A 13,107-nucleotide genomic window follows, 5' to 3' on the forward strand; every position below is an offset into this window, starting at 1 on the left:
TCCGCCTCCGGCGTCCCGGTTCTCGGTGTGTCCGACGACGGCCGACGGTCGACCGCCGACCGCCGACCGCCGGTTGCTGACGGCAGACGGCTGACGGCTGACGGCAGACGGGTGACAGTAGACGGCCGTCAGTCCAGCCAGTGCCGTCGGCCGAGGCTGATCAGCCGCATCTGGCGGGTCGCGGTGTCGGCCGCCCGCCGGCGTGCCTCGTCCGGTGTCTCCGGTGTCTCCGGTGTCTCCGGCGTCTCCAGCGCTTCCAGGAACAGGGAGCCCGTGGCGAGCATCTGGTCGACGTAGAGACCCGCGAGCATCAGCAGATCGGCGTCGCTCCAGCCCGCCGACACGGGGTCCTTGGCCAGCTCGGCCTTCACCTCCTCCGCGAACCGGGCCAGTTGCTCCCGTATGGCCTCCCGTACCGGCTGCACCCCGCCGTGCCGTTCGCGCGCGATGAACCGGACGTGGGTGGGGTACGCGGCCACGTGACCGGCGATCAGCTCGACCGCGCGGGCGATGCGTTCATCGCGGTCCTCGGCCGGTGACACCGTCGTCCGGATCATCGGGTGCAGGCTGCCCAGCGCCTCCTCGACCAGTGCCACGCCGAGGTCGGCGATGGAGCGGAAGTGCCGGTAGAAGGCGGTCGGGGCCACGCCCACGGCACGGGTGACCTCGCGCAGGCCCAGGCTGCTCAGGCTCTGCTCCTCCAGCAGTCCGAGGGCCGCGTCCAGGAGCGCCTTCCGGGTCTTCCGCTTCTGGGCCTCTCGAACGCCGGGGGTGTGACTCATGCCATGCAGTCAACAACTGTTCTCTGAAATTGAAAAGCCGTGGCGCGCGTTAGACTGGCAAGTCAGTGAACAACTGTAACCGCAACCGTTCACGAAAGGTCGGGGGTTCGCCCCATGCTGTTTCTCGTCGCCGCACTCCTGCTCCTGGGCGTGGTGCTGGGCACCGTCGCCCACGCACCGCTCACCTTCTCCGTCGCCGCAGGCCTGGTCATCGCGGTCTGGCTCGGCATCTTCGCGCTCCGCGAGCGGCACGGCCGCCGACGGAGCACCTCCACCCACTGACGCACGGCACCGACGTGCGGCGCCGACGCCCGGCACGTACGCACAGCACTGACGCACGGCAGGGAGAACACCATGCAGCTCACCGCACCGGCCACCGCCCGCCGCACCGGCATCCGGGACACCGACGGCATGGCCGTCGCCTCCTTCGTCCTCGGCCTGCTCGGACTGCTCGTCCTCAACGTCTTCCTCGGCCCGATCGCCATCGTGCTGGCGAGTGTCGCCCTGTGGCGCGGCACCGCCCGCCGCGGCCGGGCCCTGCTCGGCCTCGGGCTGGGCATCGCCGACCTGTTGGTCCTGGTGGCGTTCATGGCCGCGGACGACACGATGTCGTGGAGTCTGTGAGCCGGCCGCGAACCGTGCGCCCCCGCACCGTCCGCGCGGGCCGTCCACGCGCACCGTCCGCACGGCCGCGCGGGGAAGAGGCCAACCTTGATCTGAGGCCGGGCGGGAGTGCCCCGTAGAATCGGCCCCACCATGGCTTACCTCGACCACGCCGCGACCACCCCGATGCTTCCCGAGGCAGTCGAGGCACTCACCGCGCACCTGAGCGCCACCGGCAACGCCTCCTCCCTCCACGCGTCCGGCCGCCGCGCGCGGCGCACCGTCGAGGAGTCCCGCGAGGCCCTCGCCGAAGCCCTCGGCGCCCGGCCCAGCGAGGTGGTCCTCACCTCCGGCGGCACCGAGGCCGACAACCTCGCCGTCAAGGGCCTGTACTGGGCCCGCCGCGACGCCGACCCGGCCCGCACCCGGGTCCTGGCCAGCCCCGTCGAGCACCACGCGGTCCTCGACGCCGTCCACTGGCTCGGCGAACACGAGGGCGCGCGGGTCGAGTACCTGCCGGTCGACGCCCACGGCCGCGTCCACCCCGAGGCGCTGCGCGATGCCATCGCCCGCGACCCCTCCGACGTGGCCCTCGCCACCGTCATGTGGGCCAACAACGAGATCGGCACCATCATGCCGGTCCGTGAACTCGCCGACGTGGCCGCCGAGTTCGACGTGCCGCTGCACGCCGACGCGGTCCAGGCCGTCGGCCAGCTGCCGGTCGACTTCGCCGCCTCCGGGCTCGCCGCCATGACGGTTTCCAGCCACAAGATCGGCGGCCCCTACGGCATCGGCGCGCTACTGCTGGGCCGCGAGTACAGCCCCGTACCGGTCCTGCACGGCGGCGGCCAGGAACGCCACGTCCGCTCCGGCACCCTCGACGTCCCCGCCGTCGCCTCCTTCGCGGTCGCCGGGCGTCTCGCCGCCGAGCAGCGCGAGTGGTTCGCCCGCGAGATCGGCGCCCTGCGCGACGACCTGGTCGACGCCGTCCGTACGGCGGTCCCGGACGCGATCCTGGGCGGCGATCCGGCACCGGAGGGCCGCCTTCCGGCCAACGCCCACTTCACCTTCCCGGGCTGCGAGGGCGACTCCCTCCTCCTCCTGCTCGACGCCCAGGGCATCGAGTGCTCCACCGGCTCGGCCTGCACCGCCGGCGTCGCCCAGCCCAGCCACGTCCTGCTGGCCACCGGCACCGCCCCCGACCTGGCCCGCGGCACCCTGCGCTTCTCGCTGGGCCACACCTCCACCGAGGCCGACGTGGAGGCCGTCGCCAAGGCGATCGGCCCGGCGGTGGAACGGGCCCGGGCGGCGGGGCTGAGCTGAGACCGGGCTAGGCGCCGGACCGGGACGGACCGCTCGTCGGGCCGCCCGACGGGGCGCTCGTGGCCGCCCGCCGCACCAGCTTCATGTACCGGTCCCAGTCCCAGTGCGGCCCCGGATCGGTGTGGTCGGTGCCCGGCACCTGTACGTGACCGATGATGTGCTCGCGGTCCAGGGGTATGTCGTACCGCGCGCAGATCCCCGCCGTCAGCCGCGCCGAGGCCGCGTACATCTCGTCGGTGAGATCCTGCGGGCGGTCCACGAAACCCTCGTGCTCGATGCCGACACTGCGCTCGTTGTAGTCGCGGTTGCCCGCCTGGTAGGCCACGTCCAGCTCGCGGACCATCTGGGTGACGCGCCCGTCCTGCCCGACGATGTAGTGCGTGGCAGCCTTGTGCCCGGGGTCCTGGAACGCTCTGACCGCACTCTCGAAACTGCCCTGTGTGACATGGACGATCACCATGTCGACGCCGAAGTCGTCGGGCCGGTCGGCACGGCGCCAGTTCTCGTCCGAGGCCGCCACCCAGCGCGCGCCGGCGTAGTCGACCACGCCCTCCTCGCGGGGCCGCTCCACTCCCGGCACGCGCCACCACAGGCGGGCCAGCTCGTCGCGCGCCAGCACCGCCGTGCCCACGGCCGCCGCCGTGCCGCCGACGATCAGCGCGCGGCGGCCGATGCGCCGGTCCGCGTCCTTGGACCCACCAGCGGGCCCTCCGGGGGAGCCACTGCCGGACCCGCCCGCGGACCCGCCGGTCGGTCCACCGGTAGCTCCACCGACGGACCCGCCGGTGGATGAGCTTCTGGATTCATGCTTCGCCCCCATGCGATCTCCAACGCATACTCGCGGGCTCCGGTTCCCTCCTCCCCGTACCCTGGAAGGGCTATGACTGATGACACCCCGCAGCGCACCCGTCCCCTCCGCGTCCTCGCCGCCATGTCGGGCGGAGTCGACTCCGCCGTCGCCGCCGCCCGCGCGGCCGAGGCGGGGCACGACGTGACCGGCGTCCACCTCGCGCTCTCCGCGAACCCGCAGTCCTTCCGCACGGGCGCGCGGGGCTGTTGCACCATCGAGGACTCGCGGGACGCCCGCCGCGCCGCGGACGTCATCGGCATCCCGTTCTACGTGTGGGACCTCGCCGACCGCTTCCGGGAGGACGTGGTCGAGGACTTCGTCGCCGAGTACGAGGCCGGCCGCACCCCCAACCCCTGCCTGCGCTGCAACGAGAAGATCAAGTTCGCCGCGCTCCTCGACAAGGCGCTCGCCCTCGGCTTCGACGCCGTCTGCACCGGTCACTACGCCAAGGTGATCCTCAAGGACGACGGCACACGCGAGCTGCACCGCGCCTCCGACATGGCCAAGGACCAGAGCTACGTCCTCGGTGTGCTGGACGACCGGCAGCTCGCGCACGCGATGTTCCCGCTCGGCGACACCCTCACCACCAAGGACGAGATCCGCGCGGAGGCCGAGCGCAGGGACCTGGCGGTGGCCAAGAAGCCCGACTCGCACGACATCTGCTTCATCGCCGACGGCGACACCCAGGGCTTCCTGGCCGACCGGCTCGGCAAGGCCGAGGGCGACATCGTCGACGAGGCGGGCAACCGGCTCGGCACCCACGAGGGCGCCTACGGTTACACCATCGGCCAGCGCAAGGGCCTCAGGATCGGCACCCCGGCCCCCGACGGCAAGCCGCGCTACGTCCTGGACATCTCCCCGGTGACCAACACGGTGACCGTCGGCCCCGCGGACTCCCTGGACGTCCACGCGCTGCGCGCGATCAAGCCCCGCTGGTGCGGCGCCGCGCCGACCGGCCCCGGCACCTACACGGCGCAGCTCCGCGCCCACGGCGGCGAGACCGGGGTACGGGCCGAGCTGGTCGGCGACTTCCTGGAGGTGTCCTTCACGGATCCGGTACGCGGCGTCGCCCCCGGCCAGGCGATCGTGCTGTACGACGGCACGCGCGTGGTGGGCTCGGCGACGATCGCGTCCACCACGCGCGCGACGGCCGGCGTGGCCTGAACCGTCGTCGTACGCCGCCCCCCGCGCGACCGACTCCATGCCGGCCCACGTGGGGGACCGGCGGGCGGCCCGATCACTCCCCACGGCACGCGATCGATCGGTCGGGACGCGGCATCGGTCAGGACGCGAATCGGTCGGGACACGGCATCGGTCAGGACGCGAATCGGTCAGGACACCTCCACCTCGTAGAAGCAGAGGTGGTCCTTGATGTCCCGCACCTCCGGCTTCGGGTCCGGGTAGGCCCAGACGACATCCGCCGCCTCCGGCAGCGACCAGTACGACGCGTCGCCCTTGAAGGGGCAGTGCGTCCGCGTGTCGGACGGGGTCAGCAGGTCGAGGCGTACGTCCTGGGGCGGGATGTAGTACCGCTCCGGGAGGCCCGTCTCCCGCAGCACCAGTGCCCCGTCGCTCTCCGCCAGGACCTGCCCGCCGTGCACCACGCGCACGTGCCGGTCGCTCGGCTCGACGGTGATGCGGTGTCCCTTGAGCTTCTCGAGTCCCACGATCGTCCTCCTCGGTGGCAGTGGCCCCGGTCACTACAGCGCGGCCGGAAGCCGGGTTCTTCCCCGTGGGGCGCCGAACGTACCGTGGCCCCATGAACATCTGCGTCTTCCTCTCCGCCGCCGACCTCGACGAGCGCTACACGCGCCCCGCCAAGGAGTTCGCCGAACTGCTCGGCAAGGGCGGTCACACCCTCGTGTGGGGCGGTTCCGACGTCGGCCTGATGAAGGTGGTCGCCGACGGCGTGCAGGAGTCCGGAGGGCGGCTGCTGGGGGTCTCGGTGGACTTCCTGGCGGCCAAGGCGCGCGAGGGCGCCGACGAGATGGTGATCGCCCGGGACCTCGCCGAGCGCAAGCGGCTGCTGCTGGGGAAGGCCGACGCCGTGGTGATCATGGTGGGCGGCACCGGCACGCTGGACGAGGCGACGGAGATCCTGGAGCTGAAGAAGCACGGGCACACCGACAAGCCGGTCGTCCTGCTGAACACGGCGGGCTTCTACGACGGCCTCAAGGAGCAGTTCCGCCGGATGGAGGACGAGGGCTTCCTGCCCCGCCCCCTCACCGAGCTGGTCTTCTTCGCCGAGGAGCCCGTCGGGGCGCTCGCCTACCTGGAGGAGAGCCAGGGCATCGAGTGAGGCCGCGGTGGTGCGAGCATGGCGGCATGGCTACACATGTGATCACCGGAGCGGGCTCCGGCATCGGCGCCGCCGTCACCCGCCGCCTGCACGAGCGCGGCGACGAGGTCGTGCTGCACGCGCGCGACGCGGGCCGGGCGAAGGAACTGGCGGCCGAGTTCCCCGGCGCGCAGACGCTGGTCGGCGACCTTTCCGACCCGGGCAAGCTGTCCTGGGCCTTCTCCCACCAGAGCCTGCCCGACCGGGTGGACTCGCTGCTGCACATCGCCGGGGTCGTCGACCTCGGGCCGGTCGGCGACCTCACCCCGAAGACCTGGCTCAACCAGCTGAACGTCAACCTGGTCGCCCCCGCCGAGCTGACCCGCCTCTTCCTGCCCCAGCTGCGCGTCGCCCAGGGACACGTGCTGTTCGTCAACTCCGGCTCCGGCCTGAACGCCCACGCCGGCTGGGCCGCGTACGCCGCCTCCAAGCACGGCCTGAAGGCCCTGGCCGACTCCCTGCGCCACGAGGAGCACGCGAACGGCGTCCGCGTCACCTCGGTCTACCCCGGCCGCACCGCCAGCCCCATGCAGGCCAAGGTGCACCAGCAGGAGGGCAAGGAGTACGACCCCACGAAGTGGATCGACCCCGAGTCGGTCGCCACGACGATCCTGATGGCCCTGGACCTTCCCAGGGACGCGGAGGTCAACGACCTGACGGTGCGCCCGGGGCGGTGACGGCCCGCGGGGGCGCCGGTCGTGTTCGCCCGCTCCCGCTCCCGCATAGGCTGGCCGGGTGAGCGACAACAGCCAGACCAGCCCGCTTTTCGGCCCCGCCACCGGCGTCGGCTCCCTGCCGGGGGACGACGCCCGCGAGGCCGTCAAGACCGCCACCGGTACCTTCGAGGACTTCCCGTTCCTCCCCGAGCTGCCCGCCCGCGGTCCCGGCGCCGACATGATCGGCCGCACCGCCGGGATGCTCGTCGAGCTGTACGCGCGCGTGGAGCCCAGCGGCTGGCGGCTCGGCGACCGGCCGGGGCGCGACACCAAGCGGGCCCGGGCCTGGCTCGGGGAGGACCTCGACGCCCTGGAGCAGTTCACCCAGGGCTACGAGGGGCCGCTGAAGGTCCAGGCCGTCGGCCCCTGGACACTCGCAGCCGCCCTGGAGCTCAGGAACGGCGAGGCGGTCCTCTCCGACGCCGGCGCGTCCCGCGACCTCGCCGCCTCCCTCGCGGAAGGGCTGCGCCTGCACCTCGCCGAGGCCCGGCGCCGGGTGCCCGGCGCCCGGCTCGTGCTCCAGCTGGACGAACCGTCCCTCACCGCCGTCCTGCGCGGCCAGGTCCGGAGCGCCAGCGGCTACCGCACCCACCGGGCCGTCGACCGCCAGGTCGTCGAGGCCGCGCTCCGCGACGTCGCGGGAGTACACGGCGACGGACCCGTCGTGGTCCACTCCTGCGCACCGGACGTGCCGTTCGCCCTGCTGCGCCGGGCCGGCGTCGCGGGCGTCTCCTTCGACTTCTCGCTCCTCACCGAGCGTGACGATGACGTGATCGGCGAGGCCGTCGAGGGCGGCACCCGGTTGTTCGCCGGTGTCGTGCCGGGCACGGATGCCGCATTGTCAGACCCTGCCGGTAGCGTCATGGGGGTCAGGACGCTGTGGCGCAGGCTGGGGCTGCACCCGGGGCTTCTCGCGGAGGCGGTCACCGTGACGCCGGCGTGCGGACTCGCGGGCGCGTCCCCCGAGTACGCCCGCCGGGCGCTCGCCCACTGCGCCCGGGCGGCGAGATCCCTCGCGGACAACCCAGAGTAACGGGAGGACAACACGGTGGCCGGCGACAAGCAGGCGGAGACGACGAGCGTGCCCGCCGAGGCGCGCGAGAAGCACGTGCAGCTCGCTGAGCGGATCGAGGAGCACCGCTTCCGGTATTACGTGAGGGACGCCCCCGTCGTCAGCGACGCGGACTTCGACCGGCTGCTGCGTTCCCTGGAGGAGCTGGAGGAGGAGTACCCGGAGCTGCGCACCCCGGACTCCCCGACCCAGAAGGTCGCCGGGTCCTACGAGACGGAGTTCACGGCCGTCGAGCACCGCTCCCGCATGCTCTCCCTCGACAACACCTTCAACGACGAGGAGCTCGCCGCCTGGACCGAGCGCATCGCCAGGGAGCTGGGCGAGCAGAAGTACCACTTCCTGTGCGAGCTCAAGGTCGACGGACTCGCCGTCAACCTCACCTACGAGCGGGGCCGGCTCGTCCGCGCGGCCACCCGCGGCGACGGCCGCACCGGCGAGGACATCACTCCCAACGTCCGTACCATCGCCGACATCCCGGAGCGCCTCACGGGGGACGAGGTCCCCGACCTCGTGGAGATCCGCGGCGAGGTCTACTTCCCGATGGAGAAGTTCCAGGAGCTCAACAAGCGGTTGAACGAGGCGGGCGACAAGCCCTTCGCCAACCCGCGCAACGCGGCGGCCGGTTCGCTGCGCCAGAAGGACCCGCGCGTCACCGCCACCCGCCCCCTCCACATGGTCGTCCACGGCATCGGCGTCCTGGAGGGCTTCACGGGCATGACCCGCCTCTCCCAGGCCTACGACCTGCTGAAGACCTGGGGCCTGCCCACCTCCCCGCACAACAGGGTCGTCGACGGGCTCGACGGCGTACGGGAGTTCATCGCGTACTACGGCGAGAACCGGCACTCCGTGGCGCACGAGATCGACGGTGTCGTCGTCAAGCTCGACGAGATCCGGCTCCAGGGACGGCTCGGTTCCACGGCCCGGGCGCCGCGCTGGGCCATCGCCTACAAGTACGCGCCGGAAGAGGTCAACACCAAGCTCGTCGACATCAAGGTCGGTGTCGGCCGCACCGGCCGCGTCACTCCGTACGCGCAGGTCGAGCCGGTCACCGTGGCGGGCAGCGAGGTCGAGTTCGCCACGCTGCACAACCAGGAGGTCGTCAAGGCCAAGGGCGTGCTCATCGGCGACACGGTGGTGCTGCGCAAGGCCGGTGACGTGATCCCGGAGATCCTCGGGCCCGTCGCCGACCTGCGGGACGGCACCGAGCGGGAGTTCGTCATGCCGGCCGAGTGCCCGGAGTGCGGGACACCGCTGAAGGCGATGAAGGAGGGCGACATCGACCTCCGCTGCCCCAACGCCCGCACGTGCCCCGCCCAGTTGCGCGAGCGTGTGTCCTACCTCGCGGGCCGGGAGTGCCTGGACATCGAGCACTTCGGCGGCGTCGTGGCGGCCGCGCTGACCGGGCCGCTGGAACCGTCCGAGCCGCCGCTGGTGGACGAGGGCGACCTCTTCGACCTCACCGTCGAGAAACTGCTGCCCATCAAGGCGTACGTCCTCGACCCGGACAGCGGGCTCCCCAAGCGCGACCCCAAAACGGGCGAGGAGAAGATCGTCACGGTCTTCGCCAACAAGGAGGGCGAGCCGAAGAAGAACACCCTCGCGCTGCTGCGGCACATCGAGGAGGCCAAGACCCGTCCGCTCGCCCGCTTCCTCAACGGGCTCTCCATCCGGCACGTCGGGCCCGTCGCAGCCCAGGCCCTGGCCCGCGAGTTCCGCTCGATCGACCGCGTCGAGCAGGCCACCGAGGCGGAGTTGTCGAACACCGACGGCGTCGGCCCGATCATCGCCACCGCCCTCAAGGAGTGGTTCGCCGAGGAGTGGCACCGCGAGATCGTCCGCAAGTGGAAGGCGGCCGGAGTCCCGTTGGAGGACCGGTCGACGGGGGAGGACGAGGGGCCCCGCCCGCTCCAGGGACTGACCGTCGTGGTCACCGGCACCCTGGAGAACCACACCCGGGACGGAGCCAAGGACGCCCTGCAGAGCAGGGGCGCGAAGGTGACCGGGTCCGTGTCCAAGAAGACGTCGTTCGTGGTGGTCGGTGACAGCCCCGGGTCGAAGTACGACAAGGCGATGCAACTGAAAGTGCCGGTTCTGAACGAGGACGGTTTCACCGTCCTGCTCGAACAAGGACCCGAAGCGGCGGCCGACGTCGCACTTTCGGCTGAGGAATAGCGGTTGAAGGCCACCCGTTCGGCGCATACCAGATGCATACGGGTGGCCAGGTCGCATTCGGGCAACCGTCGGCGACCGGTGCCCCTGGAAGCCTTCCGCGGCCTACTGTTGAGGTGTGCGCCCGCCGTGCCCGGCTGCGGTCGGGGCATCCCCTGCCCCGAGGGACGGGAGGAAGAGGTCTCCGACGCGGAGCCGTTGATGGTGGTCGAGGCGGGGGCCGCGTGGCGTGGGCACCGCCGGCTGTGAGAGGGACGGGAATGGAACCGACCGAGAGCGCCGCCGCGGGCTCACGGCTGCGCCTGCGTCGCATGGTGGGCGCGTGGCACGTGAGCCGGTGGCTCGGGCAGCGCGGTGGTGGCGCACCGCATCCCGCGGCCGCCTCCCGCGGCTCCGGGCCGCCCGCGGCCGTACGCGGCTCCGCGTCGCCGGCCACCGGAGGCGATTCCGGTCCGCCGGTCAGCGGTCGCGGCTCGGGGCCGCCGGTCAGCGGTCGCGCCTCCGGTCCGCCGGTCAGCGGTCGCGCCTCCGGGCCGCCGGTCACCGGTCGCGCCTCCGGGCCGTCGGCCGTCCGCCACCCCTCCGCCCTGTCCGGCACCGGCACCGGCGCTGATACCGCCCTCGGCACCGACGGCGAACGGCACCTGGCCTGGCCCGCGTTGCCCGCCGCGGTCGTCGCGGCCGCCGCCTTCGTGCTGGGCGCCGGCTTCTACCGGGCGTTCACCGACGGCCAGGCCCTCTTCCCGTCCGGCACCGTCGGCTGGTCCCTGGCCGTACTGACCGGCGTCGTCGTCGGTCACCTGGTCATGCTCGGCCGCTCCCGCTGGTGGGGCGGCACCGGCTCCGGCGCCGCCCTCACCCTCGCCGTCCTGCTGCTCTACGGCTGGCTCCCGGCCGGCCTGGTCAGCCTCACCGTCGTCGTCCTGGTCGGCATAGCCCGCCGGGGCCGCTGGCGGCAAGGCATCCTGCACGGCGCGGTGGACATCCTCGGCATCGCCGCGGGAGCCCTGCTGCTGGGCGTCTGCGGCTCCGTACCGACCGTCGAGAAGCCCTGGGACCCGAACACCTGGGGGTTGTACGCGGCGCCCAAGGTGGTGCTCGTCGCGGTCGCCTACCTCGCCGTCACCCGCGCCCTGCTGTGGTACCTGCAGACACCGCGCCCCGGCCTGCCCACCGTCGCCCGCTCCGCCCTGGCCAGGCAGGGCCTGGTCGCCGTCGCGCTGCTCGGCATCGCCCCGCTGGTCTGCGTGGTCGCCGTCGCCAAGCCGCTGCTGCTGCCGCTGTTCTCCATCCCGCTGATCGCCCTCGACTCCACGCTGTGGATCGCCCGCGCCCGGGCCGAGGAGCAGCTGCGCGACCCGCTCACCGGCCTGCCCAACCGCCAGTGGCTGCTGGAGCGGACCTGGACCGCCCTGGACGACGCCGAGCGCATCGGGGCCCGCGCCGCCCTGATGCTGATCGACCTCGACCGCTTCCGGTCGGTCAACGACACGCTCGGACACCTCGCCGGCGACCGGCTGCTGCTGCAGACCGCCGACCGGCTGCGGCAGGCCCTGCCGCGCGGAGCGGAGGCCGCGCGGCTCGGCGGCGACGAGTTCGCCGTCCTGCTGCCCGTCGCCGACTCGACCACCTCGGCGACCCGGATCGCCCGGAGCCTCGTGTCCGCGCTCAGCTCCCCGATGGACCTGGACGGGCTCACCCTCGTCCTGGAGGCCAGCGCCGGCGTCGCCGTCTTCCCCGACCACGCCCTGGACGCCGAAGGGCTGCTGCGCCGCACGGACGTGGCGATGTACCAGGCGAAGCGGGACCGTACGGGCGTGGAGGTCTACGAGTCCAAGCGGGACTCCAACACCCCGGACCGGCTCGGGCTGCTGGGCGACCTGCGCCGGGCCCTGGACGCCCACGAGGTCCAGCTGCACTACCAGCCCAAGGTCCGCTTCGACGGACAGGTCGCGGGCCTGGAGGCCCTGGTCCGCTGGGTGCACCCCGAGCGGGGCAAGGTGCCGCCGGACGAGTTCATAGCGATCGCCGAGTCCTCGGGTCTGATGCCCCACCTCACCGAGTACGTGCTGGAGACGGCCCTCGAACAGGTCGCCCACTGGCGCTCCCAGGGCCTGTTCGTGCCCGTCGCGGTCAACGTCTCCCCGCGCGACGTCCACACCCCCGGCTTCGCGGGCGCGGTCGCCGCCCGTCTCGCCCGGCACGGCGTCCCGGCGGGAGCGCTCCAACTGGAGATCACGGAACACGTCCTCCTGGAGGACCCGCAGCGCGCCGCCGACACCCTCAACGCGCTGACCGGACACGGCGTGAAGATGTCCCTGGACGACTTCGGCACCGGCTACTCCTCCCTCGTCCACCTGCGCAAGCTCCCGGTCAGCGAGCTCAAGATCGACCGCTCGTTCGTGGCCCGGCTGGCCGTCGACACCGAGGACGCGGCCATCGTGCGCTGCACCGTCGACCTCGCGCACTCGCTCGGCCTGCTCGTCGTCGCCGAGGGCGTGGAGGACGACGAGACCTGGGAGCGTCTGCGCGACCTGGGCTGCGACGCCGTACAGGGCTGGCTGGTCGCGGCCGCGATGCCGCCGGAGGAGACCACCGCGTGGTTGCTGGCACGCGGTTCCCGGGGCTGGCAGCGGCCCGCGGCGGCCCTTCCGGCAGCCGCGGCGGACGATCCGGGGAGGGTGGGGTAGCGGCGGGTCGGCAGCGCGGGAGCGGGCAGCGCCGGGATCGGGCGTCGGCCGTGTGCCGGCCCTTTCGTGGCTGGTCGCGCTCGCTCGGCGGAGCCGCGGAGCCGTACCCGCCCCGCGCCCCTCAGGGGCGCTTCGGCGCCGTCGCTCCGGCGCTGAGGGCGACCGTTTCACGCGCACCGGCCCCCGACCCATAGGATTGGGCCAAACCGACTTGCGAAAGCCGATTTGCCCACACCACACACACTCACCCCAGAGGAACGCTGCATGCCTGGCATCACGCGCGAGGAGGTCGCCCACCTCGCCCGGCTGGCGCGTCTGGAGCTGAAGCCCGAAGAGCTCGATCACTTCGCGGGACAGCTGGACGACATCATCGGCGCGGTCGCCCGCGTCAGCGAGGTCGCCGACCAAGACGTACCGCCGACCTCGCACCCGCTCCCGCTGACGAACGTCATGCGGCCGGACGAGGTCCGTCCGTCGCTCACGCCCGAGCAGGCGCTCTCCGGCGCCCCGGCCCAGGAGCAGCAGCGATTCAAGGTGCCGCAGATCCTGGGGGAGGAGTAACCG

13 protein-coding genes are annotated in these 13,107 nt (G+C 72.6%); 10 read left to right on the plus strand and 3 right to left on the minus strand.

Annotation, left to right across the window (positions count from 1 at the left end; all coding sequences use genetic code 11):
• Positions 1–128: 128 nt before the first annotated feature.
• Positions 129–782: a TetR family transcriptional regulator gene (locus QC283_RS14205; protein ID WP_279561862.1), complete on the minus strand. Its 654-nt coding sequence runs from the start codon at positions 780–782 to the stop codon at positions 129–131.
• Between the two features lie 114 nt (positions 783–896).
• Here QC283_RS14205 and QC283_RS14210 point away from each other — a divergent pair, with 114 nt between their 5' ends.
• The 3 genes from QC283_RS14210 to QC283_RS14220 all read left to right on the plus strand — a co-directional run bounded on the left by QC283_RS14210 (position 897) and on the right by QC283_RS14220 (position 2,708).
• A complete protein-coding gene (locus tag QC283_RS14210; protein WP_279561863.1) occupies positions 897–1,064 on the plus strand; it encodes a hypothetical protein in 168 nt (55 codons plus the stop codon).
• A gap of 72 nt (positions 1,065–1,136) precedes the next feature.
• The gene (locus QC283_RS14215) at positions 1,137–1,406 is read left to right on the plus strand and encodes a DUF4190 domain-containing protein (RefSeq protein WP_279561864.1); all 270 of its coding nucleotides are present in this window, start codon (positions 1,137–1,139) and stop codon (positions 1,404–1,406) included.
• Positions 1,407–1,538: 132 nt separating this feature from the next.
• A complete protein-coding gene (locus tag QC283_RS14220; RefSeq protein ID WP_279561865.1) occupies positions 1,539–2,708 on the plus strand; it encodes a cysteine desulfurase family protein in 1,170 nt (389 codons plus the stop codon).
• A 7-nt stretch (positions 2,709–2,715) separates the two neighbouring features.
• On the opposite strand, the gene QC283_RS14225 is transcribed toward QC283_RS14220, so the two are convergent.
• Positions 2,716–3,528 (minus strand): N-acetylmuramoyl-L-alanine amidase, encoded by an 813-nt coding sequence (locus QC283_RS14225; protein ID WP_279561866.1) that lies wholly within the window; start codon positions 3,526–3,528, stop codon positions 2,716–2,718.
• A 60-nt stretch (positions 3,529–3,588) separates the two neighbouring features.
• Between QC283_RS14225 and mnmA the strand changes: the two genes are divergently transcribed.
• Entirely contained in the window at positions 3,589–4,722 is a 1,134-nt protein-coding gene (gene mnmA, locus QC283_RS14230; RefSeq protein ID WP_279561867.1) for a tRNA 2-thiouridine(34) synthase MnmA, read from the plus strand.
• Between the two features lie 167 nt (positions 4,723–4,889).
• Here mnmA and QC283_RS14235 read toward each other — a convergent pair whose 3' ends face one another.
• Entirely contained in the window at positions 4,890–5,225 is a 336-nt protein-coding gene (locus tag QC283_RS14235; protein WP_279561868.1) for a DUF427 domain-containing protein, read from the minus strand.
• Between the two features lie 92 nt (positions 5,226–5,317).
• On the opposite strand from QC283_RS14235, the gene QC283_RS14240 reads away from it, so the two are divergent.
• From QC283_RS14240 to gatC, 6 genes are all read left to right on the plus strand, one after another.
• On the plus strand, positions 5,318–5,857 hold the full coding sequence (locus QC283_RS14240) for a TIGR00730 family Rossman fold protein (protein WP_279561869.1): 540 nt from the start codon (positions 5,318–5,320) through the stop codon (positions 5,855–5,857).
• A 26-nt stretch (positions 5,858–5,883) separates the two neighbouring features.
• Positions 5,884–6,573, plus strand: a complete 690-nt coding sequence (locus tag QC283_RS14245) for an SDR family oxidoreductase (protein ID WP_279561870.1) — start codon at positions 5,884–5,886, stop codon at positions 6,571–6,573.
• A 58-nt stretch (positions 6,574–6,631) separates the two neighbouring features.
• Positions 6,632–7,645 carry a methionine synthase gene (locus tag QC283_RS14250; protein WP_279561871.1) on the plus strand — a complete coding sequence of 338 codons (1,014 nt, stop codon included), beginning with the start codon at positions 6,632–6,634 and terminating at the stop codon, positions 7,643–7,645.
• Positions 7,646–7,660: 15 nt separating this feature from the next.
• A complete protein-coding gene (gene ligA, locus QC283_RS14255) occupies positions 7,661–9,856 on the plus strand; it encodes an NAD-dependent DNA ligase LigA (protein ID WP_279561872.1) in 2,196 nt (731 codons plus the stop codon).
• A 257-nt stretch (positions 9,857–10,113) separates the two neighbouring features.
• The gene (locus QC283_RS14260; RefSeq protein WP_279561873.1) at positions 10,114–12,543 is read left to right on the plus strand and encodes a putative bifunctional diguanylate cyclase/phosphodiesterase; all 2,430 of its coding nucleotides are present in this window, start codon (positions 10,114–10,116) and stop codon (positions 12,541–12,543) included.
• A gap of 264 nt (positions 12,544–12,807) precedes the next feature.
• Complete coding sequence (gene gatC, locus QC283_RS14265; protein WP_004925108.1) at positions 12,808–13,104, plus strand: Asp-tRNA(Asn)/Glu-tRNA(Gln) amidotransferase subunit GatC; 297 nt, start codon at positions 12,808–12,810, stop codon at positions 13,102–13,104.
• Positions 13,105–13,107 lie beyond the last annotated feature (3 nt).

The organism is Streptomyces sp. DH41 (assembly GCF_029813785.1).
Lineage (GTDB): Bacteria > Actinomycetota > Actinomycetes > Streptomycetales > Streptomycetaceae > Streptomyces.

Bases quoted from the DNA above. Each gene is read 5' to 3' on its own strand.
- QC283_RS14205 (WP_279561862.1), bottom strand. From the start codon at position 782: ATGAGTCACACCCCCGGCGTTCGAGAGGCCCAGAAGCGGAAGACCCGG.
- QC283_RS14210 (WP_279561863.1), top strand. From the start codon at position 897: ATGCTGTTTCTCGTCGCCGCACTCCTGCTCCTGGGCGTGGTGCTGGGC.
- QC283_RS14215 (WP_279561864.1), top strand. From the start codon at position 1,137: ATGCAGCTCACCGCACCGGCCACCGCCCGCCGCACCGGCATCCGGGAC.
- QC283_RS14220 (WP_279561865.1), top strand. From the start codon at position 1,539: ATGGCTTACCTCGACCACGCCGCGACCACCCCGATGCTTCCCGAGGCA.
- QC283_RS14225 (WP_279561866.1), bottom strand. From the start codon at position 3,528: ATGGGGGCGAAGCATGAATCCAGAAGCTCATCCACCGGCGGGTCCGTC.
- mnmA (WP_279561867.1), top strand. From the start codon at position 3,589: ATGACTGATGACACCCCGCAGCGCACCCGTCCCCTCCGCGTCCTCGCC.
- QC283_RS14240 (WP_279561869.1), top strand. From the start codon at position 5,318: ATGAACATCTGCGTCTTCCTCTCCGCCGCCGACCTCGACGAGCGCTAC.
- QC283_RS14245 (WP_279561870.1), top strand. From the start codon at position 5,884: ATGGCTACACATGTGATCACCGGAGCGGGCTCCGGCATCGGCGCCGCC.
- QC283_RS14260 (WP_279561873.1), top strand. From the start codon at position 10,114: ATGGAACCGACCGAGAGCGCCGCCGCGGGCTCACGGCTGCGCCTGCGT.
- gatC (WP_004925108.1), top strand. From the start codon at position 12,808: ATGCCTGGCATCACGCGCGAGGAGGTCGCCCACCTCGCCCGGCTGGCG.